The 24444-nt window shown below is 73.2% G+C and carries 16 protein-coding genes; 7 read left to right on the top strand and 9 right to left on the bottom strand.

Translation table 11 applies throughout. The features are described from left to right. Positions 1-15: 15 nt before the first annotated feature. From WJM95_RS26055 to WJM95_RS26040, 4 genes are all read right to left on the bottom strand, one after another. Complete coding sequence (locus WJM95_RS26055; protein ID WP_339132224.1) at positions 16-1473, bottom strand: NCS2 family permease; 1458 nt, start codon at positions 1471-1473, stop codon at positions 16-18. A gap of 194 nt (positions 1474-1667) precedes the next feature. After that, positions 1668-4055 (bottom strand): molybdopterin cofactor-binding domain-containing protein, encoded by a 2388-nt coding sequence (locus WJM95_RS26050; protein WP_339132223.1) that lies wholly within the window; start codon positions 4053-4055, stop codon positions 1668-1670. Between the two features lie 2 nt (positions 4056-4057). Continuing rightward, positions 4058-4687 carry a (2Fe-2S)-binding protein gene (locus WJM95_RS26045; RefSeq protein ID WP_339132222.1) on the bottom strand — a complete coding sequence of 210 codons (630 nt, stop codon included), beginning with the start codon at positions 4685-4687 and terminating at the stop codon, positions 4058-4060. Then, positions 4687-5577 (bottom strand): xanthine dehydrogenase family protein subunit M, encoded by an 891-nt coding sequence (locus tag WJM95_RS26040; protein ID WP_339132221.1) that lies wholly within the window; start codon positions 5575-5577, stop codon positions 4687-4689. Before WJM95_RS26040 ends, WJM95_RS26045 begins: the two co-directional genes overlap by 1 nt. Before the next feature lie 421 nt (positions 5578-5998). On the opposite strand from WJM95_RS26040, the gene WJM95_RS26035 reads away from it, so the two are divergent. Beyond that, positions 5999-7672, top strand: coding sequence for a PucR family transcriptional regulator ligand-binding domain-containing protein (locus WJM95_RS26035; RefSeq protein ID WP_339132220.1), 1674 nt, complete (start codon positions 5999-6001; stop codon positions 7670-7672). Positions 7673-7808: 136 nt separating this feature from the next. Next, positions 7809-8588: a hypothetical protein gene (locus WJM95_RS26030; protein WP_339132219.1), complete on the top strand. Its 780-nt coding sequence runs from the start codon at positions 7809-7811 to the stop codon at positions 8586-8588. A 559-nt stretch (positions 8589-9147) separates the two neighbouring features. On the opposite strand, the gene WJM95_RS26025 is transcribed toward WJM95_RS26030, so the two are convergent. After that, positions 9148-9963, bottom strand: coding sequence for a GntR family transcriptional regulator (locus tag WJM95_RS26025; protein ID WP_339135850.1), 816 nt, complete (start codon positions 9961-9963; stop codon positions 9148-9150). A gap of 595 nt (positions 9964-10558) precedes the next feature. On the opposite strand from WJM95_RS26025, the gene WJM95_RS26020 reads away from it, so the two are divergent. Both WJM95_RS26020 and WJM95_RS26015 read left to right on the top strand, forming a co-directional pair. Beyond that, a complete protein-coding gene (locus WJM95_RS26020; protein ID WP_339135848.1) occupies positions 10559-11392 on the top strand; it encodes a (2Fe-2S)-binding protein in 834 nt (277 codons plus the stop codon). Between the two features lie 256 nt (positions 11393-11648). Continuing rightward, positions 11649-12689 (top strand): DUF2637 domain-containing protein, encoded by a 1041-nt coding sequence (locus tag WJM95_RS26015; protein WP_339132218.1) that lies wholly within the window; start codon positions 11649-11651, stop codon positions 12687-12689. Between the two features lie 143 nt (positions 12690-12832). On the opposite strand, the gene WJM95_RS26010 is transcribed toward WJM95_RS26015, so the two are convergent. After that, complete coding sequence (locus tag WJM95_RS26010) at positions 12833-13234, bottom strand: ATP-binding protein (protein WP_339135846.1); 402 nt, start codon at positions 13232-13234, stop codon at positions 12833-12835. 268 nt (positions 13235-13502) lie between these two features. On the opposite strand from WJM95_RS26010, the gene WJM95_RS26005 reads away from it, so the two are divergent. After that, a complete protein-coding gene (locus WJM95_RS26005) occupies positions 13503-16514 on the top strand; it encodes a glycoside hydrolase family 38 C-terminal domain-containing protein (RefSeq protein ID WP_339132217.1) in 3012 nt (1003 codons plus the stop codon). Positions 16515-16545: 31 nt separating this feature from the next. Here WJM95_RS26005 and WJM95_RS26000 read toward each other — a convergent pair whose 3' ends face one another. Continuing rightward, complete coding sequence (locus tag WJM95_RS26000; RefSeq protein ID WP_339132216.1) at positions 16546-17037, bottom strand: hypothetical protein; 492 nt, start codon at positions 17035-17037, stop codon at positions 16546-16548. A gap of 201 nt (positions 17038-17238) precedes the next feature. On the opposite strand from WJM95_RS26000, the gene WJM95_RS25995 reads away from it, so the two are divergent. Further along, positions 17239-18678, top strand: a complete 1440-nt coding sequence (locus tag WJM95_RS25995) for a helix-turn-helix domain-containing protein (RefSeq protein WP_339132215.1) — start codon at positions 17239-17241, stop codon at positions 18676-18678. A gap of 37 nt (positions 18679-18715) precedes the next feature. On the opposite strand, the gene WJM95_RS25990 is transcribed toward WJM95_RS25995, so the two are convergent. Together WJM95_RS25990 and WJM95_RS25985 are read right to left on the bottom strand one after the other, a co-directional pair. Next, a complete protein-coding gene (locus WJM95_RS25990; RefSeq protein ID WP_339132214.1) occupies positions 18716-20458 on the bottom strand; it encodes a pyruvate dehydrogenase in 1743 nt (580 codons plus the stop codon). Between the two features lie 99 nt (positions 20459-20557). Further along, positions 20558-22126 (bottom strand): protein phosphatase 2C domain-containing protein, encoded by a 1569-nt coding sequence (locus WJM95_RS25985; RefSeq protein ID WP_339132213.1) that lies wholly within the window; start codon positions 22124-22126, stop codon positions 20558-20560. Between the two features lie 1296 nt (positions 22127-23422). Between WJM95_RS25985 and WJM95_RS25980 the strand changes: the two genes are divergently transcribed. After that, positions 23423-24403, top strand: a complete 981-nt coding sequence (locus WJM95_RS25980) for a helix-turn-helix transcriptional regulator (RefSeq protein ID WP_339132212.1) — start codon at positions 23423-23425, stop codon at positions 24401-24403. The last annotated feature ends 41 nt before the right edge of the window (positions 24404-24444 follow it).

Genomic DNA, 24444 nt, shown 5'->3' with positions numbered 1-24444 from the left:
GAAGGGGCTCGGGTGTCAGCGGACGCCCAGCCAGCCCTCGATCGGGTGGAGCGCGAAATAGACGAAGAAGACGGCCGTCAGACCCCACATGAAGGCCCCGATCTCCCGGGCCCTGCCCTGGGCGATCCTGATGGCGACGTAACTGATCACACCGGCCGCCACGCCCGCGGTGATCGAGTAGGTGAACGGCATGATCACGACGGTCAGGAAGACCGGGACGGCGGTGGCGCGGTCGGCCCAGTCGACGTGGCGCGCGTTCGTCATCATCATGGCGCCGATCACCACCAGGGCGGCCGCCGCGATCTCGCCCGGGACGATCGGCGTCAGCGGGGTGAAGAACAGGCAGGCGGCGAAGAGGATGCCGGTGACCACGGAGGACAGGCCGGTACGGGCCCCCTCGCCGACACCGGTCGCGGACTCGACGAAGACCGTCTGGCCGGAGGCTCCGGCCACGCCGCCGACCGCTCCGCCCGCGCCGTCGATGAACAGGGCCTTCGACAGGCCCGGCATCCGGCCCCGGTCGTCGGCCAGTCCGGCCTCCGTGCCGACACCGATGATCGTGGCCATCGCGTCGAAGAACCCGGCGAGCACCAGAGTGAAGACGATCATGCCGACCGTCATGGTGCCGACATGGCTCCAGCCGCCGAACTCGACCTTGCCGAACAGCGAGAAGTCGGGCATCGAGACGGCGCTGCCGTGCAGTTCGGGGGCGCCTCCGGCCCACTGTTCGGGGGCGACGACGCCGGTCACGTCGAGGACGACGGACACGACCGTGCCGGAGACGATGCCGATGAGGATCGCGCCGGGTACCCCGCGCGCCTGGAGCGCGAAGATCAGCAGCAGGGTCGCGGCGAAGAGCAGCACCGGCCAGCCGGCGAGTTCGCCGGTGGGGCCGAGGGTGAGGGGGGTCGCCTTGCCCTGGTGCACGAAGCCGGCCTTGACCAGGCCGATCAGCGCGATGAACAGCCCGATGCCCATGGTGATGGCGTGCTTGAGCGCCAGCGGGATCGCGTTCATGATCATCTCGCGCAGCCCGGTGACGACCAGGAGCATGATGACCACGCCGTACATCACGCACATCCCCATGGCCTGCGGCCAGGTCATCTGCGGGACGACCTGCGAGGAGAGCACCCCGGACACCGAGAGTCCGGCGGCGAGGGCGAGCGGCACCTTGCCGACGAAGCCCATGAGCAGGGTGGTGAAGGCCGCCGCGAACGCGGTCGCGGTGATCAGCGCCTTCTGGCCGAGCGCGTCCCCCGCCACGTCCTTGCCGGACAGGATGAGGGGGTTGAGCAGCAGGATGTACGCCATCGCCATGAAGGTGGTGACGCCGCCGCGCACCTCACGCGCGATCGAGCTCTCCCGCCGGGAGATGTGGAAGTACCGGTCGAGCCAAGACCGTCCCGCCGGAACGCGGCTGCCCGCGCCCGCGTCCTGCGCGGTGGTCTTCGGCTCCAGTGACTGCTGGGTCATGTGGGCCTGCTCCCAAGGTTCAAAGGGGCACCCGCACAGCCGTCCTGACGGCTGGTCAGCCGCTTGTGCGGCTGCGGGATTTGGGAAGGTGCTTCGGCAGCACGGCCCGGGGGACGGCCCGGGACGAACGTGATGGTCTCCGCGCGGCGCGGAAAGGGTGATGTTCCCCGCGCCGCCCGGAGAGCCGCCCGGAACTACGCGTTGCCCGTGAGGTGTTCGGGGCGTACGGGTGTCCGGTCGAGCTCCAGACCCGTCGCGTTCCTGATCGCCGCGAGGACGGCCGGGGTGGACGACAGGGTCGGGGCCTCGCCGATGCCACGGAGCCCGTACGGGGCGTGGTCGTCGGCGAGTTCGAGCACATCGACGGGGATGGTCGGTGTGTCGAGGATCGTGGGGATCAGATAGTCCGTGAAGGAGGGGTTGCGCACCTTCGCGGTCCTCGGGTCGACGATGATCTCCTCCATGACCGCGATGCCCAGGCCCTGGGTGGTGCCACCCTGGATCTGGCCGATGACGGACAGCGGGTTGAGCGCCTTGCCGACGTCCTGGGCGCAGGCGAGTTCGACGACCTTGACCAGGCCCAGTTCGGTGTCCACCTCGACGACGGCGCGGTGGGCGGCGAAGGAGTACTGGACGTGGCCGTCGCCCTGCCCGGTGCGCAGGTCGAAGGGTTCGGTCGGGCGGTGCCGCCACTCGGCCTCGACCTCGACGGCCTGGTCCTCCAGCACGTCGGCGATGTCGGCCAGGACCTCGCCGCCGTCGGTGACGACCTTGCCGCCCTCCAGGAGGAGTTCGGCCGTGGCCCACGCCGGGTGGTAGGTGCCGAACCTGCGGCGCCCGAGCTCCAGGACCTTCTCGCGGACGAGCTCGCAGGAGTTCTTGACGGCACCGCCGGTGACGTACGTCTGGCGGGAGGCGGACGTCGAACCGGCGCTGCCCACGCGGGTGTCGGCCGGCTGGATGGTCACCTGCGCGACGCCCAGTTCGGTGCGGGCGATCTGCGCGTGGACGGTGACGCCGCCCTGGCCGACCTCGGCCATCGCCGTGTGCACGGTGGCGACCGGCACTCCGCCCACGACCTCCATGCGGACCCGGGCGGTCGAGTAGTCGTCGAACCCCTCGGAGAAGCCGACGTTCTTGATGCCGACGGCGTACCCGATCCCGCGGACGACGCTCTCGCCGTGGGTGGTGTTGGACAGACCGCCGGGCAGCTGCCGTACGTCGGCCTCCTCGCCCGCGGAGAGCCACTGGCGCTCGGGCGGAAGCGGCATCGCCTTGACACGGCGCAGGAGTTCGGCGACCGGGGCCGGGGAGTCGACGCGCTGTCCGGTCGGCAGCAGCGAGCCCTGTTCCATCGCGTTGAGCTGGCGGAACGCGACCCGGTCCATGCCCACCGCGTCGGCGAGCTTGTCCATCTGGGCCTCGTACGCGAAGCACGCCTGGACCGCGCCGAAGCCGCGCATCGCGCCGCAGGGCGGGTTGTTGGTGTAGAGGGCGATGGCCTCGATGTCGACGTCGTCGACCACGTACGGGCCGACGCCGAGGGAGGAGGCGTTGCCGACGACCGCCGGGGAGGCCGAGGCGTACGCGCCGCCGTCCAGGACGATCCGCGCCTTCACGTGGGTGAGCTTGCCGTCCCTGGTCGCCCCGTGCTCGTAGTACAGCTTCGCGGGGTGGCGGTGGACGTGTCCGAAGAACGACTCGAAGCGGTTGTAGACGATCTTGACGGGCTTGCCGGTGCGCAGCGCGAGCAGACAGGCGTGGATCTGCATCGACAGGTCCTCGCGGCCGCCGAACGCGCCGCCGACCCCGGAGAGCGTCATCCGGACCTTGTCCTCGGGCAGGCCGAGGACCGGGGCGATCTGGCGCAGGTCGGAGTGCAGCCACTGGGTGGCGATGTAGAGCTCGACGCCGCCGTCCTCGCAGGGCACGGCGAGACCGGACTCGGGGCCGAGGAACGCCTGGTCCTGCATGCCGAAGGTGTACTCGCCCCGGACGACGAAGTCGGCCCCGGCCGCGGCCCGTGCGGCGTCGCCGCGGACGATCGGCTGGCGGTGCACGATGTTGGGGTGCGGGACGTGGCCGATGTGGTGGTCGGTGCGGCCCTCGTGGACGAGGACCGCGTCCGGCGCGGTCGCGGACGCCTCGTCGGTGATCACCGGCAGCTCGCGGTACTCCACCTTGATCTTGGCGGCGGCGCGGCGCGCGGTCTCCGGGTGGTCGGCGGCGACGATCGCGACGGGCTCGCCGTGGTGGCGCACCTTGCCGTGCGCGAGGACCGGGGTGTCCTGGATCTCCAGGCCGTAGTTCCTCACCTCGGTGGGCAGGTCGTCGTACGTCAGGACGGCGTACACGCCGGGGGTGGCGAGCGCCTCGCCCGTGTCGATGGACACGATCTCGGCGTGGGCGACCGTGGAGCGCAGGATCTGGCCCCACAGCATGTCCTCGTGCCACATGTCGGAGGAGTACGCGAACTCGCCGGTGACCTTGAGGGTGCCGTCGGGGCGGAGCGTGGACTCGCCGATGCCGCCCTTGGTCCCGGTGCCCTGGGTGATGTTCGTGGGTGTGCCGGTCGTTCCCATGGTCAGACCGCCTCGGACTGCCGGGCGGCCGCGAGGCGGACCGCGTCCATGATCTTCTCGTAGCCGGTGCAGCGGCACAGGTTGCCCGAGAGCGCCTCGCGGATGTCCGCGTCGCTCGGGTTCGGCGTGCGCTCCAGCATCTCGTCCGCCGCGATCAGCAGACCCGGGGTGCAGAAGCCGCACTGCACGGCTCCGGCATCGATGAACGCCTGCTGCACGGGCGAGAGTTCGGCGCCCTCACCGGTCTGCGAGTCCTGGCCCTTGGCCCCCCTCCCCCAGGCTTCGCCCGGGGGTGCCCCCAGCTGGTCTTCGTCGAGCGAAATGCCCGCCGCTGCGGACGTGTTGCCCGCACCTGCCGCACAACCGGCGTGTTCCGCGCGCTGCTTGGCGAAGTCGGCCAGTCCCTCGACGGTGACGACCTCGCGTCCCTCGGCCTGGCCGGCGGCGACCAGACAGGAACAGACGGGCACGCCGTCCAGGCGGACGGTGCAGGAGCCGCACTCGCCCTGCTCGCAGGCGTTCTTCGAGCCGGGCAGGCCGAGGCGCTCGCGCAGGACGTACAGGAGGCTCTCGCCCTCCCAGACGTCGTCGGCCTCCTGCCTGCGGCCGTTGACCGTGAAGCTGACACGCATTACGCGACTCCCTCCGTGCGGGCGGCGGTGCCGCGGTAGGACTCCCAGGTCCACATCAGGGTGCGGCGGGCCATGACACCGACCGCGTGGCGGCGGTAGCTCGCCGTGCCGCGGACGTCGTCGATCGGGTTGCAGGCGGCGGAGCACAGCGCGGCGAACTGCTTGGCCACCGACGGGGTGATGATCTTTCCGTTGTCCCAGAAGCCGCCCTCCTCCAGCGCCGCGTTCAGGAACTCCTCGGCCGTTTTCGCGCGGACCGGGGTGGGCGCGGCCGAGCCGATGCCGGTGCGGACCGTACGGGTCTCGGGGTGCAGGGCAAGTCCGAAGGCGCACACCGCGATCACCATGGCGTTGCGGGTGCCGACCTTGGAGTACTGCTGCGGTCCGTCCGCGTTCTTGACGTGGACGGCGCGGATCAGCTCGTCGGGCGCGAGCGCGTTGCGCTTCACGCCGGTGTAGAACTCGTCGATGGGGATGAGCCGCGAACCGCGCACCGACTCGGCCTCGACCTCGGCGCCGGCCGCGAGGAGGGCGGGGTGGGCGTCGCCGGCCGGGGAGGCGGTGCCGAGGTTGCCGCCGACGCCGCCGCGGTTGCGGATCTGCGGCGAGGCCACGGTGTGGGAGGCGAGGGCCAGCCCGGGGAGCTCACGGCGCAGGTTCTCCATGATCCGGGTGTACGGGACGGAGGCGCCCAGGCGCACGCTCCCCTCGCCCGCCTCCCACTCGCCGAGCTCCCCGATGCGGTTCAGGTCGAGGAGGTACTCGGGCCTGCGGTGATCGAAGTTGATCTCGACCATCACATCGGTGCCACCCGCGATCGGCACGGCGGTGGGGTGCTCGGCCTTGGCGGCGAGCGCCTCCTCCCAGCTGGCGGGGCGAAGGAAGTCCATGAGCGGCTCTCTTCAATCGTGTCGTGGGGCGTTGTGATCAAGCCAGATCGGGTGCGGCGTCCTCGGCTCGTTCATGGAGGTCTCAACAGTGGAGTGGGGCCAGTAGACAGCGGGCTCCGGCGCCCCGGTCAGTCACCAAAACCATGAAGGAGTTCGCTGGCCAGCGCGCGCATCTTGTAGATTCGTATGAACCGAGGTCATCGGCAACCTCTTCGTCTTCCTCCGGAAACAGGGACCCGGTCCTCCGGGAACGGAGCACGGCCTTGCCGGGAACGGGGACCCGGCCCTCCGGAGACGGGAGGCCAGGGGGGCCGGTACCGCCGGTTCCAGGGTCCCGCGGCCAGTCCCGCGGAACCCGGGACGCCGACGGGCCTCGCACGGATCCATCGTAGATTTCGAGACAAGGAACGGCGGCGACGAGATGCGGCTGCGCGCACTGCTGGACACGGACGCGCTGGGCCTGCGGCTGCTCGGCGGCGAGGACGAGCTGGACCGCACCGTACGCGGTGTGATGACCACCGACCTCAAGGACCCGAGCCGCTATCTCTCGGGCGGTGAGCTGGTACTGACCGGTCTGGCCTGGCGGCACGACGCCGAGGACTCCGAGCCGTTCGTCCGGATCCTCGCGGGCACCGGCGTCGCGGCCCTCGCCGCGGGCGAGGCCGAGCTGGGCGACATCCCCGACGACCTGGTCGTGGCCTGCGCCCGGCACCGGCTGCCGCTGTTCGCCGTGAACGAGTCCGTGGCCTTCGCCACGATCACCGAGCACGTCGTGCGCCAGGTGTCGGGCGAGCGCGCCGGGGATCTGGCCGCCGTGGTGGAGCGGCACCGGCGGATGATGACCTCGGGCCCTGCGGGCGGCGGCCCCGACGTGGTCCTCGACCTCCTCGGAACCGACCTCGACCTGCGCGCCTGGGTCCTCTCCCCCGCCGGGCGGCCCATCGCCGGCTCGAAGCTCGCGGGCGGACCGCTGCCCGCGGGCACCCGCGCCGAGCTGGCCGCCGCCCATCTCGCGGCGGTCCGCACCGGGCGCCGTGGACCGCACCGGGTCACGGTGGGCCACGCGATGTACTCGCTCTTCCCGGTCCGCTCCTCCGGGCGGACGGCGGGCGCCTTCCGGGACGTCCGCGAGACCGTGCTCTCCGACTGGCTGCTCGCGGTCGAGGCCGACGCGGGGGACTGGCCCGAGGAGCGGCTCGACCTGCTCCAGGGCGTCACCCAGCTGATCGCGGTGGAGCGAGACCGGCGGGACGCGGCACGCACGGTGCGCAGGCGGCTCGCCCAGGAGGTCCTCGAACTCGTCCAGACGGGGGCCGCGCCCGCCGAGATCGCGGCCCGGCTGCGGGTCGCGGCGCCGGTGCTGCTGCCCGGCCTGGGCGCGGCCCCGCACTGGCAGGTCGTGGTGGCGCGGGTCGAATGGGACGGCGGCGGGATCGAGTGCGGCCCGGTCGCCCAGGCGCTGCTGGAGGAGATCCTCGTCGACCCGCTGACGCCCGGACCCGAGCACTCCGACCGGATCGCCGTCGCCCACTCGGGGGACGAGGCGGTCGCGCTCGTACCGCTTCCGGCCGTTCCTTCCGACGAGGACGGATCCGATCCCGGACTGCACGCGGACGCCCTGCTCGCGGCCGTAAGGGAGCCGCTGTCGGCCGGCCTGAACGACGACGGCCGGCTCACCGTCGGCGTCAGCGCGGCCGTGCACTCGGCCGAGGGGCTGCGCGGCGCCCTGGAGGAGGCCCGGCACGCCCGCCGGGTCGCCGCGGCACGGCCCGGGCGGGTCTGCGCGGCCGGGCACCAGGAGCTGGCCTCGCACGTCCTGCTGCTGCCGTTCGTCCCGGACGACGTGCGCCGCGCCTTCACCGCCCGGCTGCTCGACCCGCTGCGCGAGTACGACAGCCGGCACCGCGCGGAGCTGATCCCGACCCTGGAGGCGTTCCTGGACTGCGACGGCTCCTGGACGCGCTGTGCCGCCCGGCTGCACCTGCATGTCAACACGCTGCGCTACCGCGTCGGCCGTATCGAGCAGTTGACGAGCCGTGATCTCTCGCGCCTGGAAGACAAGTTGGACTTCTTCCTGGCACTGCGGATGAGCTGACCCCAGGGGCCCCGGGCGCCCCGGCGCGGGACCCATGACTTTGTGAAATCCTTCACCTACCCTCTTGGCCGGGCCCGGTGATCCGTGCTGAGATGCCACCACTCAACAGCTCAATGGTGTGCTCGGGGAGGGCAACGTGGCGCATACCGCCATGTCTGGTACCGGAACGACCGCTGGTGACGATCCACTCCAGACCGCGGTATGGCGGCTGCGCTCGCGCGCCTGCTGGGCCGACGCGGCGGCGCTGATCCAGCCGCGCACGGCGGGGTCCGCGTTGCAGAGAGCCTCGCTCCTGGTCGAGCGCTGTCTCTACACCGAGCAGGGCTGGGCCGAGGCGGAGGACGCGCTGCGCACCGCCGAGGCACTGGCACAGACCGACGACGAGCGGGGCGCGGCGGCCTGCGAACGGGGTCAACTCGCCTACGCCGCGACGCTGCTGAGCGTGCGGGACCGGGCCGACGAGGCGCGTGCCGCGCTCGGCCGCGCCGCCGCGCTGCTCGCGCCGGGCGCGCCGGGCAGGGCCCTGCTCGACTTCAGGCGCGGGCTGCTCGCCGAGAACCTGGCGCACTCCCCGCAGGCGGCCCGTGCCGCGTACCGCAGGGCGCACGCGGGCGCGACCGCCCAGAACGACGCGCTGCTGCTGTCCTTCACCTGGCGGCACCTCGCCGGGATCGCCCTGCGCGAGGGGGAGTTGGCCGAGGCCCGGACCGGCTTCGCGGAATCCCTGCGGATCCGGGAGGAGCTGGGCTATCTCGTCGGTACGGCACCGGCGCTGGCCTCGCTCGCCGACGCCGAGACCGAACCGGAGGCCTCGCGGCTGCGGGCGGAGGCGGGACGGCTGTTCCGGCTGCTCGGGGGCGTTCCCCTCTGGCTGGCGGACCAGTTGGCCCCGGCACCACCGGCGGCCACGGCCTGATCGCGCGGGACACGAACGCGGAGCGGGGTCCGGCACCCCTTCCGGACTCCGACGCCCCTTCCGGGGCCCGCGTTCCCCCCGGGACCCGCGTTCCTTCCGCGGCCCGCGTTCCCCCCGGGACCCGCGTTCCTTCCGCGGCCCCGCGTCCCTTCCGGGGCCCGGCGTCCCTTCCGGGGCCCGGCATCCTTATCCGGAGCCCGAGTCCCTCCCGCGACACGCGTCCCTCTCGGGAAGGGCGTTCCTTCCGGCGGCCCGCGTTCCTCCCGGGACCCGGCATCCCTTCCGGGACCCGCGTTCCTTCCGCGGCCCGCGTTCCCCCCGGGACCCGCGTTCCTTCCGCGGCCCCGCGTCCCTTCCGGGGCCCGGCGTCCCTTCCGGGGCCCGGCATCCTTTCCGGAGCCCGAGTCCCTCCCGCGACCCGCGTCCCTCTCGGGAAGGGCGTTCCTCCCGGCGGCCCGCGTCCCTCCCGGGACCCGGCGTCCCTTCCGGGGCCGGCCCTCCTTCCGGCGACCCGCGTCCCTCCCGGGACCCGCGTTCCTCCGGGGGCGGGCCGTCCCGGTCAGGACGCCCCGGCGAAGTGCTCCCGTACCAGAACCTGCACGACCGCCAGGTCCTCCGCGATCAACGCGTCCAGCAGGGCGGTGTGTTCGGCCGCGTCGGCCACCAGGTCGGCGCGGCCCCGGGAGGCGGGACCGCCGACGAGGGGCCACTGGGCCCGGCGGTGCAGATCGTCGGCGATGCGGACCAGTTGCTCGTTGCCCGCGAGGGCCAGCACGGCCCGGTGGAAGGACCGGTCGGACTCCGCGTAGCTCGCCCGGCAGCCCGAGGTGGCGGCCCGCACGGTGGCCTCGGCGAGGGGGCGCAGCTCGGCCCAGCGGGCGGCGGGCACGGTACGGGCGAGCCTGAGCATCACCGGGACCTCGATCAGGCCCCGGATCTCGGCGAGTTCGGCCAGCTCCCGGGTGCCGCGCGCGATGACGCGGAAGCCCCGGTTGGGGACGACCTCGACGGCGCCCTCCAGGGCGAGTTGCTGCATCGCCTCCCGCACGGGCGTCGCCGACACCCCGAAGCGATCGCCGAGCGCGGGCGCCGAGTACACCTCGCCCGGGGCGAGTTCACCGGCGACGAGCGCGGTGCGCAGGGCGTCGAGGATCTGCCCGCGCACGGAGGCACGCTGCACGACGGGACGGGCGGCCTCCGCGCGCACGGCGGGGCGGGCCTCCTCGGTACGCCCCGACTCCGCTCGCGCCCGGACCTCGTCGGCGTGCGCGGGCCAGGAGTTGTCCGGGCGGACGGCGGGGCGCGCCTCGTCGGCGGATACGGGCCCGGCGTTCCCGGCGGGCCCGGGGTCCTCGGTGCGTACGGCTCGGCGGATGCCGTCGGCGCGTACGGCGGTCCTGGGGTCGTCGGCGCGCGGGTGCGGGATCGGCGCCTCGCTGTGCGTGTGCTCGCCCCGGGCGGAGGCGAGGACGACAGGGGGGCCGGTGTCAGGATCGGCACCCGGGCCGCGGTCGAACCCGTCGCCCACGACGCCCGCGGGTACTCCCCCGGCCCGTCCCGTGTCCACCGGCCCCGCCTGCCGCGGAACCCGGAAGGCGCCCGTGCGGACGTCGGGCGCCCACGGCCCGGCTGAGCCGTGCGCGCCGCGCGGACCGGCCTGCTCCACGGTTCCTCCTCCGGGTCGGTGGTACTCGTACTGGTGCTGGTGACGGTGGTGCTGGTGACGGTGGTGCGTGGTGCCGGTGTCCGTGGTGCCCGGGTCACCGCCGAGGGTGGAAGCGGCGGTTGTTACCCGTCCGTCAAGCACGATAGGCGTACATGGGCTCAGTTCAAACACCCGGGCGGCGGGGTAAGGTAAGGCTTACCTGCCAACGATCGTGAAGCGATGGTTCCGCATGCCCACTCCCACCCTGTCCGCCGAAGGTGCCGCCCGCGCCACGGCGAGCGCGGCCGACACGACCGCCCCGGACGTGCCGGCCGTCGTGTCGCCCGTGGCGGAGGCCTACGCGCGGCTCGGCGAGGTCTTCCCCGGACTGGGTGTCACCGAGCTGGGAGCGGCGGAGGCGGCCCCGCGGGGCGCGGGTTGGGCCGCCGCCGCCCGGCTCGCCGAGGGCGGACCCGACCTCGACGCCTTCCTCGCCTGGGACGAGGCCCAGGTGGTCAGGGACTACGGCGAGCGGGCGCGGCCGGACGTCGTGGCCGGTTTCGGACTGCACCGGTACGCGTGGCCGGCCTGCCTGCTGATCACGGTGCCGTGGTTCCTCGGACGGCGGGTGCCGCGCCTGCCTGTGCAGGACGTCACATTCCACCGCGAGCTCGGCCGGATGGCCGTCCGGGTCACCACGTTCGCCTGCCTGCCGGACGACCCGGCCGCCGTCCTGCCGGGCGCCCGGGTGGTACCGGACGAGGAGGCGCTGCGCGCGGAGGTGCGGGCCGCGGTGGCCGAGCACCTGGAACCGGTCCTCGGCGGCTTCGGACCGCGGATGCGCCGGCGCGGCCGCGCCCTGTGGGGCATGGCGACCGACGAGATCGTCGAGGGTCTCTGGTACGTCGCCCATCTGCTCGGCGAGGAGCGGCGCGCGACGCGCGAGCTGGAACTGCTGCTGCCGGGCTCGACGCGGCCGTACGTCGGCTCGGCGGCCTTCCGTGAACTGACCGGACCGGGCGGGGAGCCCCTGCCGACCCGGGACCGGGTGAGCTGCTGCCTCTTCTACACCGTGCGGCCGGCCGACACCTGCGTCACCTGCCCGCGCACCTGCGACGCGGACCGCGTCGCCAAGTTGACGGCCGCCGCGGCGAGTTGAGCGGCGGCGCGCCCGGCAGATCACAGGTACTTCACGAATTCCTCACTTGTCACGGGAACTCTCCGCGGAACCATCCGTATGGGTAGTCTTATTCGTACTCAACTCCCGTCCCTCGCGCGGCAGTTCGAGCAGAAAGTCGCCCTGCGCACCTTCTTGCACTTCCTTGGCGGCCTCTTGCCCCGAAACCCCCTGAGGGCCGATGTGATTGGGCCACTATGGCGGGCGTTACGCCCTCTCCCCATGCAAGGGACCCCCGATGAGACTGACCGACATATCGCTGAACTGGCTGCTTCCGGGCGCCGTTCTGCTCCTGGGCCTGCTGGCGGCGGTGGCGGTGCTCGCACGCGGCAAGCGGTCCGGGGACAGCGCGAGCAGCGACGACTCGTGGGAGCGGACCGAGGAACGCCGCAGGCGCAAGGAGGCCGTCTACGGCACCGCCTCCTACGTCCTGCTGTTCTGCTGTGCCGCCGTCGCGGCGGCACTCTCCTTCCACGGCCTGGTCGGCTTCGGCCAGCAGAACCTCGGCCTCTCCGACGGCTGGGAGTACCTCGTCCCGTTCGGCCTGGACGGCGCGGCGATGTTCTGTTCCGTCCTCGCCGTGCGCGAGGCCAGCCACGGTGACGCGGCCCTCGGCTCCCGCATACTCGTGTGGACCTTCGCCGGTGCCGCGGCCTGGTTCAACTGGGTGCACGCGCCCCGGGGCGTGGACCACGCCGGGGCTCCCCAGTTCTTCGCGGGCATGTCCCTGTCGGCGGCCGTCCTGTTCGACCGGGCCCTGAAGCAGACCCGCCGGGCCGCCCTGCGCGAGCAGGGTCTGGTGCCGCGTCCCCTGCCGCAGATCCGTATAGTCCGCTGGCTGCGTGCTCCCCGTGAGACGTACAGCGCGTGGTCGCTGATGCTCCTGGAGAACGTCCGGTCCCTGGACGAGGCCGTGGACGAGGTGCGCGAGGACCGGCGCCAGAAGGAGCAGACCCGGCTGCGCCGCCGCAACGAGGAGCGGGTCGAGCGGGCGCACCTCAAGGCGCTCAGCCGTGGTCACCGCGGCTTCCCCGGGCGGGGCGCCGCCCGGGAACTGGAGACCACGACCGTGGAGCGCGCGCCCGCCGGGGCCTCCACGGAGCCTGCCATATCCACCGCGGAGCAGCTGCCCGTGCGATCGCGGCCCTCCCTCACCCCCGTACGCAAGAGCACTGAGCCGATCACCGTCGACCTCACCACGGAGGACGACACGATGGCACTGCCCCGCCTCGACTCGCTGGAGCGCAAGCTCAAGGATCTGGAGCAGCAGTTCGGCTGAGCCGACGCCCGAGACCGAGACCGAGACCGACGCCGCCGCCCGCTCCGGGGGCCGGCGTCGGTCTCGGTTTCTGTCTCGGGCGTCGGTCCTGACGGCCGTCCGGTGCTCCGGACGGGCCCGGACGCGGCAGCGGCGACGTGGTGTCACTGCACCGCGTCGCCGTTCAGTTCGAACCACACCGCCTTGCCCACGCCGTGGGACCGTACGCCCCACGCGTCGGCCAGGGACTGGACGAGGACGAGACCCCTGCCGTGCGTACCGTCGTCGGCGTTCGGTACGCACAGTCTGGGCCTGCGCCCCACGAAGTCCCGGACCTCCACACGCAGTCCGCCCGGTCCGATGGTCGCCGTCAGGACGGCGTCGTCATCCGTGTGGATCAGCGCGTTGGTGACGAGCTCGCTGGTCAAGAGCTCCGCCGTCTCGGCCCGGCCCGGTTTCCCCCAGTGCCGTAAGTGCTCCCTCAGCGCCCTGCGCGCCTCGGACACCGCTCTCAGATCCGCCTTGCCCAGCCGGCGCCTGAGCTGCGCGCCGTCCGGTCCCCGCATCGCCCCCTCGGACGCTTCCTCCACTGGATCGGTGGAGAAGGCCCCCTTGGTCATGGGACCACCTCCTGGTGCCTGCCGTTTCATGACCCCCGCCTGCGTGCCGATGTCGGTCCCCTCTGCTCGAACACGTTCACGGGATCCATGCCCTCTTCTGGATCGTGACAGTCATGCCGAATCATCGACCGGCTGCCGTACGTCCACGGGTGCGCGACGGCCGCGCGGGGAAGTGAAGGATCCGACAGAGCCGTCCGAGCGCCGAGGAGCCGCCGTGCACGACGACCGTTCGCTGGTGGAGGCCCGGCTGGAGCGTGCCCTGCGGCAGTTCCTGCGCCCCGCGCAGTACCGGGAGCGGGTGCCGCTCACCCTCTCCGTATGGCACGTGCCGGGCGAGCCGGTGCCCGTCGCACGGGCCCTCCATGTCTCCTACGAGCCCTTCACCACCGGCACCCTGTGGGGAAAGCCCTGGTCGACGAGCTGGTTCCGGATCGAGGGGCGGGTGCCCGGGGCGTGGGCGGGCCGTCCGGTGGAGGTGGTGATCGATCCCGGGTTCACCGGGGACGGCCCCGGCTTCCAGGCCGAGGGGCTGCTGTACGACACCGCGGGCGTCCCCCTCAAGGGCATCCACCCGCGCAACCGCCATCTGACGGTCGGCGCCCCGGCGAGCGGCGGCGAGGAGATCGCCCTGCTCCTGGAGGCGGCGGCGAACCCCGCCGTCCTGCACGGCTTCGAGCCCACACGCCTGGGAGACGTGCTGACCGCGGGCGATGGGCCGATCTACCGATTCGCGTCTGCCGATCTCGCCGTACTCGACGAGGACGTGTGGCATCTGGTCCTCGACATCGAGGTCCTCTCGGAGCTGATGTACGAGCTGGATCCGCAGCGTCCGCGTCGGCACGAGATCCTGCGCGCCCTGGAGAACATGCTCGACGCCCTCGATCTGCACGACGTGTCCGGCACGGCCGCGGCGGCACGGGCCGAGCTGGCGGAGACGCTGTCCCGGCCCGCTTCGGCCAGCGCGCACCGCGTCTCGGCGACCGGACACGCGCACATCGACTCGGCGTGGCTGTGGCCGCTGCGCGAGACGGTCCGCAAGGCCTCCCGCACCTTCGCCAACGTCACGGCGCTCGCCCTCGACTATCCGGAACTCGTCTTCGCCTGCTCCCAGGCCCAGCAGTACGCCTGGGTCAAGGAACACCAGCCGCACATCTGGGAGCGCATCAAGAAGGCGGTGGAGCAGGGCAACTGGGCTCCGGTGGGCTCGATGTGGGTGGAGTCCGACGCCAACATGCCCGGCGGCGAGGCGCTGGCCCGGCAGATCGTGCACGGCAAGCGGTTCTTCCGCGAGGAACTGGGCGTCGAGACCGAGGAGATCTGGCTGCCCGACTCCTTCGGCTACACGGCCGCGTTCCCGCAGCTGGCGAAGCTCGCCGGCGTCCGCTGGTTCCTCACCCAGAAGCTGAGCTGGAACCAGACCAACAGGATGCCCCACCACACCTTCTGGTGGGAGGGCATCGACGGCACCCGGGTCTTCACCCACTTCCCGCCCATGGACACCTACAACTCCCAGTTCCACGGACGTGAACTCGCCCACGCGGAACGCAACTTCGCGGAGAAGGGCCTGGCCACCCGCTCGCTCGCCCCGTTCGGCTGGGGCGACGGAGGAGGCGGCCCGACCCGGGAGATGCTGGAGAAGGCACGCCGGCTGCGCTCCCTGGAGGGTTCGCCCACGGTCCGGATCGAGCGGCCGGAGGCGTTCTTCGCCGCCGCCGAGGAGGAGTACGGGACCCGGGCTCCGGTGTGGTCGGGCGAGCTGTACCTGGAGCTGCACCGGGCCACCTACACGACCCAGGCCAAGACCAAGCAGGGCAACCGCCGCAGCGAACACGCTCTGCGCGAGGCCGAGTTGTGGTGCGCCACCGCCGCCGTGCGCGATCCGTCGTACGGCTACCCGTACGACGCGCTCGACCGGCTCTGGAAGACCGTGCTGCTGCACCAGTTCCACGACATCCTGCCCGGCTCCTCCATCGCCTGGGTGCACCGCGAGGCACGCGAGACGTACGCCGGGGTGCTCGCGGAACTGGAGGAGATCACCGCCGACGCGGTACGGGCCCTGGGGTCCGGCCCGGCCGCGGTGCTCAACGCCTCGCCCTACGAACGGACCGAGGTGGCAGGGGACGCACTCGTGACGGTTCCGGGGCTGGGCGCCGCCGCCCTGACCACCGGGCCGGCGGCCACCGTACGGGCCGAGGAGAGCGACGGCGCCGTGGTCCTGGAGAACGACCGGCTGCGGGTACGGATCGACGCCGACGGGCTGCTGACCTCCGTACGGGACCTCGCGCACGGCCGGGAGGTGCTGTGCGGTCCCGCCAATCTGCTCCAGCTCCATCCCGACCATCCCAACGCCTGGGACGCCTGGGACATCGACCGGCACTACCGGCGCACGCACACGGACCTGACGGAGGCCGAGTCCGTGGAGCTGGTGGAGAGCGGGCCGCTGCGGGCCGCCGTGCGCGTCACCCGGGTCTTCGGCTCCTCCCGGATCGTCCAGGAGATCCGGCTGACGGCCGCGAGCCGCCGGGTGGACATCGTGACCGAGGTCGACTGGCGGGAGTCGGAGAAGGTCCTCAAGGCCGCCTTCCCGCTGGACGTGCAGGCCGAACGGTCCGCGGCCGAGATCCAGTTCGGGCACGTCCACCGTCCCACCCACGCCAACACCGGCTGGGACGCGGCCCGTTTCGAGATCTGCGCCCACCGCTGGCTGCGGGTCGCCGAGGAGTCGTACGGCGTCGCGGTGCTCAACGACTCGACGTACGGCCACGACGTGACCCGCACGCCGCACGCCGACGGCCTCGGCACCACCGTACGGCTGACCCTGCTGCGCGCCCCGCACAGCCCGGACCCGGAGACCGACCTCGGCACGCACGGGTTCACCTACGCGCTGCTGCCCGGGGCCGGCGTGGGGGACGCCGTGGCGGAGGGGCTGGCACTCAACCTGCCGCTGCGGCGGGCCGCGGTGCCGGCGCTCGACCCCCTGGTGAGCGTCGACGACCCCGCGGTCACCGTCGAGTCGGTCAAGCTCGCGGAGGACCGCGGCGGCGATGTGGTGGTGCGGCTGTACGAGTCACGGGGCGGTCGGGCCCGCGTGAGGGTGACCGCCGGATTCCCGGTCTCCCGGGCCGAGGTGACCGACCTGCTGGAACGGCCGCTGCACGAGGCTCCGCCGGAGATCGAGCTGCGGCCGTTCCAGATCTTGACCCTGCGACTGCGACCCGCCCGCTAGGGCGTGTCCGCCCTGGGGACGGGGCGCCCGCTCAGTTGCCGTCGATGCGGACGATCTTGTGGTTGCGGTCCAGGCCGACCACGAGCCGGGTGGTCCGGCCGCCGCCCCAGGTCAGGGTGACGCCGATCTTCGAGTGTCCTGCGGCGCCCAGGTCCTTGACGGTCCACTTCGCCGGGATGTTCTGGGCGCGCAGGACGCCGTCCGCGTGGTTGCGGTCCTCCCACGCCGTCAGCTGACGGAGGTAGCCGGACTGGACGTAGAACGTGCGGAGTTCCTTCGACAGCCTGCCACTGGGCGAGTCGCCGTGGGCGTCGATGTAGGCGCCGTAGAAGTCGGCGACCAGGGTCACGTTGTCCGACAGCCTGCCGGTGACCGTGCCCTGCGCGGCGGAGGCCGCGACCGTCCCCGCCGGGGTCGCCTCGGCCGACGCGGTGAGCCCGAGCGGCAGCGCCACGGCGGCGACGAGGCCGGCGACGATCGCGGAGCGGCGGACGTGCTTGCGGGCGGTCGTGTTGCTGTTCATGCGTGTGTTTCCCCGATTTCGATGAGACGCGGTGGCGTCGCGCCGCCGGCTTTCGGCAACACCAGGAGCATCGGCGGCCTGCCGGTCCGGCCACAACGAACGGCGCCTCATCCGCAACGGTGGAACCGTCCCAGGCCCTCCGACCTCTCCTTATGGGGAGTGCCTGGGATGCCGTCCTGGGACGGGAAGCGGGGGAAGCCGGTGCCATCCGAGGACGATGTCGAGGAATTCGCGGCGCTGCTGCGGCGGTTGAAGGAGAACTCCGACCGCAGCTACGCCGCGCTCGCCCGCCGCCTGAACATGAACGCCTCGACGCTGCACCGGTATTGCTCGGGGGAGGCGGTGCCGCTCGGGTTCGCGCCCGTGGAACGGTTCGCCGCGCTGTGCGGAGCGAGCCCGGCCGAACGGGTCGAACTGCACCGGCTGTGGATCCTCGCGGTGGCGGCCCGCCAGAGGTCCCGGACCACTCCGGCCACCGAGCCCGCCCCACCGGACCGGCCCGACCCGTCCGCCGCCCTGCCCCGGCGGACCGGACAGGACCCGTCCGACGGCCCCTCGCTCCGGACCGGACAGGACCCGTCCGAAGACCCGTCGCCGCAGACCGGGCGGAACGCGCCCGAAGACCCGTCGGACACCGGCCTCGCCTCCACCCCGGGGGAGTTGGCCACGGAGGGGGCCCCCGGCTCGGCCTCCGAGCGGCCCCACGGTTCGCGCGCACCCTGGTACAGGCGCCGCGTCGCGGTCGCCGCCGCGGTCGTGAGCGCGCTGCTCGCCACCCTGGGCGCTCTGTCCGCGCTGCCGCCCGGGCGCTCCACGGCCGACGCGGCGCACACGGGCGAGGCGGGCGACCGGGTGTCCGGCACGCCGACGGCGAGGGGGCCCGGCGCCCGGCGCGGCTCCGCGAGCCCCTCCGCGTCTCCCTCCGTTCCGCACGGTCGCGGGTCGGGCACCCCGGCGCCGGGCGCGTCCGCGAGCGGCGAGGTCTCACCCGGCCCGTCCACGAGCCCCTCCCCCGCAGCCGGCTCCGGGGTCACCCCCATCGCCTGGACCGTGGACTCCCAGCTCTGGGCGACCGGTTGCGACCACGACTACGTCATCGACAAGGCGCCCTCGGAGGTACCACCGCCCCCCGCGCCCCAGGACGCCGCGCCCTGGGCGCGGACCCAGAACGCGGTGCACGGCGCCCAGACGCTCATGGACGTCACCGTGCAGGGGCGGACGGACACGGCCGTCGTGCTGGAGGCGCTGCGGGTCCGTGTCGTCGGCCGTTCGGCCCCGTTGAAGGGCACGGACTACTTCACGGGCCAGGGCTGCGGCGGCGACCTCGCCCCCGGCACGTTCAAGGTCGATCTGGACCGGAACCGGCCGATCGCCCGCCCGGTCGCGAGCCTGGAGGGCGGGACGACCCCGGCGAGGCACCTGCCCTACCGGGTGTCCGCGGCGGACCCCGAGGTGCTGACGATCGACGCGCAGACCGAGGGCTGCGACTGCCGCTGGTTCCTGGAGCTCGACTGGTCCTCGCAGGGGCGCACCGGCACGGTGCGGATCGACGACCACGGCCGCCCGTTCCGCACGACCGGGATCAAGGGCCTGCCGCGCTACTGGTACACGAACGGCGGCTGGGCCCGGACCTCCGGCTGACCGGTCCGCGCCCGCCCTGACCGTTGAGCGGGGGACCCTACGGACGGGGCACGTTGCGCAGGTTGGAGCGGGCCATCTGCACCATCCGGCCGACGCCGCCGTCCAGCACGATCTTCGACGCCGAGAGCGCGAAGCCCGTCACCATGTCCGCGCTGATCTTCGGCGGGATGGAGAGCGCGTTCGGGTCGGTGACGACGTCGACCAGGGCCGGACCCTTGTGCCGGAACGCGTCCTTGAGCGCACCGGCGAGATGCTTCGGCTTCTCGACCCTGACGCCGAACGCCCCGCAGGCGCGGGCCACCGCCGCGAAGTCGGGGTTCTTGTTGGTGGTGCCGTAGGAGGGCAGACCGGCGACCAGCATCTCCAACTCGACCATGCTCAAGGAGGAGTTGTTGAAGAGGACGACCTTCACCGGCAGGTCGTACTGCACCAGGGTGAGGAAGTCGCCCATCAGCATGGAGAATCCGCCGTCGCCGGACATCGACACGACCTGACGCTTCCGGTCGGTGAACTGGGCGCCGATCGCCATGGGCAGCGCGTTCGCCATGGACCCGTGGGAGAACGAACCGATCACCCTGCGGCTGCCGTTGGGCGAGATGTAGCGCGCCGCCCAGACGTTGCACATTCCGGTGTCGACCGTGAACACCGCGTTCTCGTCGGCGAGTTCGTCGAGCACGGAGGCGACGTACTCGGGGTGGATCGGGACGTGCCGGTCGACCTTGCGGGTGTACGCCTTGACGACCCCTTCGAGGGCGTCCGCGTGTTTCTTCAGCATTTTGTCGAGAAAGCGCCTGTTCCCCTTGGGCCGCACCCTCGGGATCAGGCAGCGCAGTGTCTCGCGCACGTCTCCCCACACGGCCAGATCCAGCTTCGACCGGCGCCCCAGGTTCTCCGGCCGCACGTCGACCTGCACGATCTTGACGTCGTCGGGCAGGAAGGCGTTGTACGGGAAGTCGGTGCCCAGCAGGATGAGCAGGTCGCACTCGTGGGTCGCCTCGTAGGCGGCGCCGTAGCCGAGGAGCCCGCTCATGCCGACGTCGAAGGGATTGTCGTACTGGATCCACTCCTTGCCGCGCAGCGCGTGTCCCACGGGGGACTTGATCTTCTCGGCGAACTGCATGACCTCGGCGTGCGCGCCCGCCGTGCCGCTGCCGCAGAACAGGGTGACCTTCTCCGCCTCGTCGATCATCGCGACGAGCCTGTCGATCTCGGCGTCGCCCGGCCGGACGGTGGGCCGGGAGGTCACGAGGGCGGTCTCGACCGGCTTGTCCGGAGCGGGCGCGGAGGCGATGTCGCCGGGCAGCGAGACCACGCTGACACCGGACTGCCCCACCGCGTGCTGGATGGCGGTCTGGAGCACCCTCGGCATCTGCTTCGGGCTGGAGATGAGTTCGCTGTAGTGGCTGCATTCGCGGAAGAGCTGGTCGGGATGGGTCTCCTGGAAGTAGCCGAGGCCGATCTCGCCGGAGGGGATCTGCGAGGCGAGGGCCAGCACCGGGGCCATGGAGCGGTGCGCGTCGTACAGTCCGTTGATCAGGTGGAGGTTTCCCGGACCGCAGGAGCCCGCGCAGGCCGCGAGCCCGCCCGTGATCTGCGCCTCGGCGCCCGCGGCGAACGCGGCCGTCTCCTCGTGACGGACCTGGATCCAGTCGATGGCCGCCTCGCGCCGGATCGCGTCCACGACCGGGTTGAGGCTGTCGCCCACGACTCCGTACAGCCGCTTGACCCCCGCGCGCACGAGGATGTCGACGAACTGCTCGGCGACGTTCTGCTTGGCCATGCCGCACACACCTCTTCGTGATCCTCGGAGCCCTCGGGCGCCCGGGTCCCCTCGTTCCCCGGCTCGGCCCTCGGATCCATGAATTCACACGCGGCGCGGTTACGCCTCCCACACGGCGGCGGCCGTCCGGTCGTCGGCGTACCCCTTGACCCGCACCGAGGCGTCCGCCAGGAAGGTGGCGAGACCGGGCGGCTCCTCCGCCGACCACCGGGTCGTCAGATAGTCGGACAGCTCGGGTTCACCGCGCAGGGGCTCCGCGAGGCCGCCCGTGCACAGCAGGAGCGTGTCACCCGGGCGGGCCACGGAGGCACGGAACCGGAAGGGCGCGTGCGAGGGCCTGGGCGCGGGTTCGTACGGGCTGGGTGGCGTCGTGATGCCCAGGTCCATGGTGAGCCGGTCGCCCTCGGGAGTCTCGTGGGGCGGCGATCCGAAGCCCACGACGGCCTCGCCGATCGTGTCGGCGACCCGCGGTTCGATGTCCTGCCACTCGCCGTCCCGCAGCCGGAACAGACCGCCCGCGCCGACACCGAAGAAGACCCGGGTACGGCACTGGGGGTCGGCCGGCAGCAGCAGACAGCGCAGTCCTGCGGTGTACTCCTCGGGCTCGACGCCCTGCTCGGCCGCGCTCGCCCGCAGCTTGCCGAGACTGCGGTCGGTGAGCCGGTGCAGTCCCGACTTCAGCTCGCCGCGCCGGGCGGCCCTGATGTCGTCCGAGAGCCGTTCGTGGCTGCGCCCGACGGCCTCTCCGATCCAGCGGCAGGCCTCCGCCGCGGCCCGGTGGGCTCCCGAGGTGGCGCGCGCGCCGGTCGCCATCGCCACCAGGACGAGCGCTCCCTCGCCCGTTCCGAACCGGGCGGTGAGCAGCGCGTCCCGGCGCGGTTCGCCCCGGTAGCGCGCGGAGTCGCCGCGCACGGACGCGGCCCGCAGGGTGCTCGTGCCGTACCGCGCGCCGTCCAGCACGGTGTCGGCGACCAGGTCGCCGAGTTCGTCGGGTTCGACGGAGGGGAGCGCGGTCGGTTCGGGGTGGTAGGTGGGCGGCCCCGAGCCGACGTGGCCCGCGGGCGGCGGCGGCTCGACGACGGAGAGGACCGACTCCCGGGGCCCGTCCGCGGACGGTTCCTCGGGGACCGCCGCGGACGGAGGCGTACGAAAGCCGCCGGTGGTACTGGGCAGGGCTTCCGCCGGGGGTACGGGGGGCACGGGGCCCGGGGGTACGGGGGGCACGGCGCCTCTCGGTACGGGGGGCACGGCGGGGGCGGACCCCGGGGATCCGGCGGGCCCGCCGCTCATCGGTCCTGCGGGCCCGCCGCTCGTGGGTCCTGCGGGGGCCGAAGCGGGCTTCGGCGGGGCGTCCGAGGGGGGCCTCGACGCGGGCACCCGGTCGGCGGGAGGGGCGGCGGCCGTGCCGCCCCGGATGTCCCGGGACGCGTCCGGGCCCGGCTGCTGACCGGGCTCCTGCGCGGTGAACCCGGGCGGCCTCGGGCCGGGCGGCAGAGCCCGGGGGGCGGCCGGAGCCGGGGCGGAGGACGGCTGGGCCGAGGGGGCGTCCGGGGCCGGGCCGGAGGGCGGGAGCTCCCAGGACGGCGGCTCCCAGGGCGTGGGCTCCCACGGGGTGGGCTCCCAGGACGTGGGTTCCGAGGGAGGCGCTTCGCGGCCGGGCGGGCCCACGTCGGTGCCGGGCCCCGGCAGCGGGCCCCGTTCCCAGCGGCCCGGCCGGGACCCCGGCTCGTCCGACGGCGTCCCGTCGGCCGGGCCACCGGCGGGCCGGTCGACGGCCGCCGCGCCGTGACGCGGGCCCGAACCGGCGGGGGGCCGCGTCGGCTGCGGGGGCGGTTGCGTTCCCGGCTCGGGAGAAGCGGCCTCGGGCGGGTTGGGAGGCCGCTCGGGGCGCGGCGGACCGTCGAACCCGGGTGCGCCGGGCCCGCGATCGGCCCCGCGCCGAGGACCGGCCGCCGGCTCGGCCCCGGCCCTCGGATCCACCCCGGACCTCCCGTCACCCGACGGCGCCCTCGACTCCGACCCGGACCGCCCCTCACCCGACAGGGGCCTCGGCTCAGGTCCGGGCGGCAGATCCGAACCGGACCTCCGCTCCGACCCGGGCCGCCCCTCACCCGACAGGGGCCTCGGCTCAGGTCCGGGCGGCAGATCCGAACCTGACCTCCGCTCCGACCCGGGCGGCACGTCCGACGCGGTCCTCCGCTCCGGTCCGCGCGGCGCGTCCGGCACGGACCCCCGCCCCGGCGCGCGCCGGGCGTCGGGCAGCGGGCCGCGTGCCGACGGGGGCCAGGCGTCGGACCGGCCGCGCTCCGGCGCCGGCCGGGCGTCCGGCGTCGATCCGGGGCCCGGGTCGAGTCCGTCACCGAGCGTCCCGGACGCCGACGCGAACCGGTCGTCGAGGGAATCGGCCACGGGCGCGGGTCCCGTGTCCTCGGTGGAGTCGTCGTACAACTGCCGCCACCAGTCGTCCTCGTGACCGGTGGGCTTCTCCCCCTGCTGGCTCATGCTCCCGATTGTCCACCGAGACAGCCGGTTGAAAACGGGGCATCCGGAAAAACCGGCCAAGGTGCGTGCGGCCGAACGGCCCCTCGGACGAACCGTCGAACAGGAATCCGTACCGGAGCACGCGGACGCCTGACCGCCGGGCGGCCCCACCCCCCACGGGAGAACCGCCCGGCGGCGCCCGGGTGACCGGGGCCCCACGCCCGCCGCGGGGCGGCCCCGGGTCACGGTCCGCACGACCAAGTGGCCGCCGGCGTCGGCCGGTTCGCCCCGCCCGCACGGCCGCCTCCCCGCGGCCGGATCCAACCGGTGGATCACGGACGCCGGTCGGCACCTCGGTGACGTGAGCTTGTCAGAGGGGCGGGGGGTACGGCGATGATGTGCCGGGGCGGGTTTGCGCCGTGGCCGGTTTCCGCCACGGTTCGGCCGCCCGGACACGACGCAGCCACGGGAGGGCATCGCCGCATGCTGGGAGCGATAGGTCTGGACGAGACCCACGAGTCGGCGTACCGGGCGCTGGTGTCCGTGGGCGCCGCCGAGGTACCCGATCTCGCGCGCAGACTCACGCTCGGCGAGCACGAGACCGAGCGCGCCTTGCGCCGGCTGGAGCTGAGCGGTCTGGCCGCGCAGTCCTCGGCGCGGCCGGGGCGCTGGGTCGCCGCGCCACCCGGAGTCGCCCTCGGCGCGCTGCTCACCCAGCAGCGCCACGAACTGGAGAAGGCGGAACTGGCGGCCGCGCTGCTCGCCGAGGAGTACCGGGGCGCGGCGGGCGAACCGGCCGTGCACGACCTGGTCGAGGTGGTGATCGGCGCCGCGGCGGTCTCGCAGCGCTTCCTCCAGCTCCAGCTCGGCGCCGTCGAGGAGGTGTGCGCGCTGGTCACGGGCACTCCGATGGTGGTGTCCGGCACGGACAACGACGCCGAGGAACAGGCCGCGGGCCGGGGTGTCGGCTATCGCGTGGTCGTCGAGCGGGCCGTCCTCGACCAGCCCACCGGGATCACCGAACTGTCGGCCGCGCTCGGCCGCGACGAACAGGTCCGGGTCGTGGACCGGGTGCCCACCAAACTGGTGATCGCCGACCGGGCGCTCGCCATGGTGCCGCTCACCTCGCACACGGCGGAACCGGCCGCGCTGGTCGTCCACGCCAGCGGGCTCCTGGAACTCCTGTCGGGACTGTTCCAGTCGGTGTGGCGGGACGCGCTGCCGCTGCGGCTGGGCAGCAGGGGCGTGCTGGAGCAGGAGCCGGACGGTCCGGACACCACCGACCTGGAGATCCTCTCCCTGCTCCTCGCGGGGCTGACCGACGCGAGCGTCGCCAAACAGCTCGACCTGGGCCTTCGGACGGTGCAGCGCCGGGTCAAGCACCTGATGGAGCTGACGGGTGTGACGACCCGGCTGCAACTGGGCTGGCACGCCTACGAGCGCGGCTGGGTGGCCCGGGGCTGACCCGGGCCTGACCTGCGGTCTCCCGTCCGCTCGGGCAGGCT

The sequence above is a fragment of the Streptomyces sp. f51 genome (assembly GCF_037940415.1).
Classification (GTDB): Bacteria; Actinomycetota; Actinomycetes; order Streptomycetales; family Streptomycetaceae; genus Streptomyces.
This window is presented reverse-complemented; position numbering and strand designations above follow the sequence as displayed.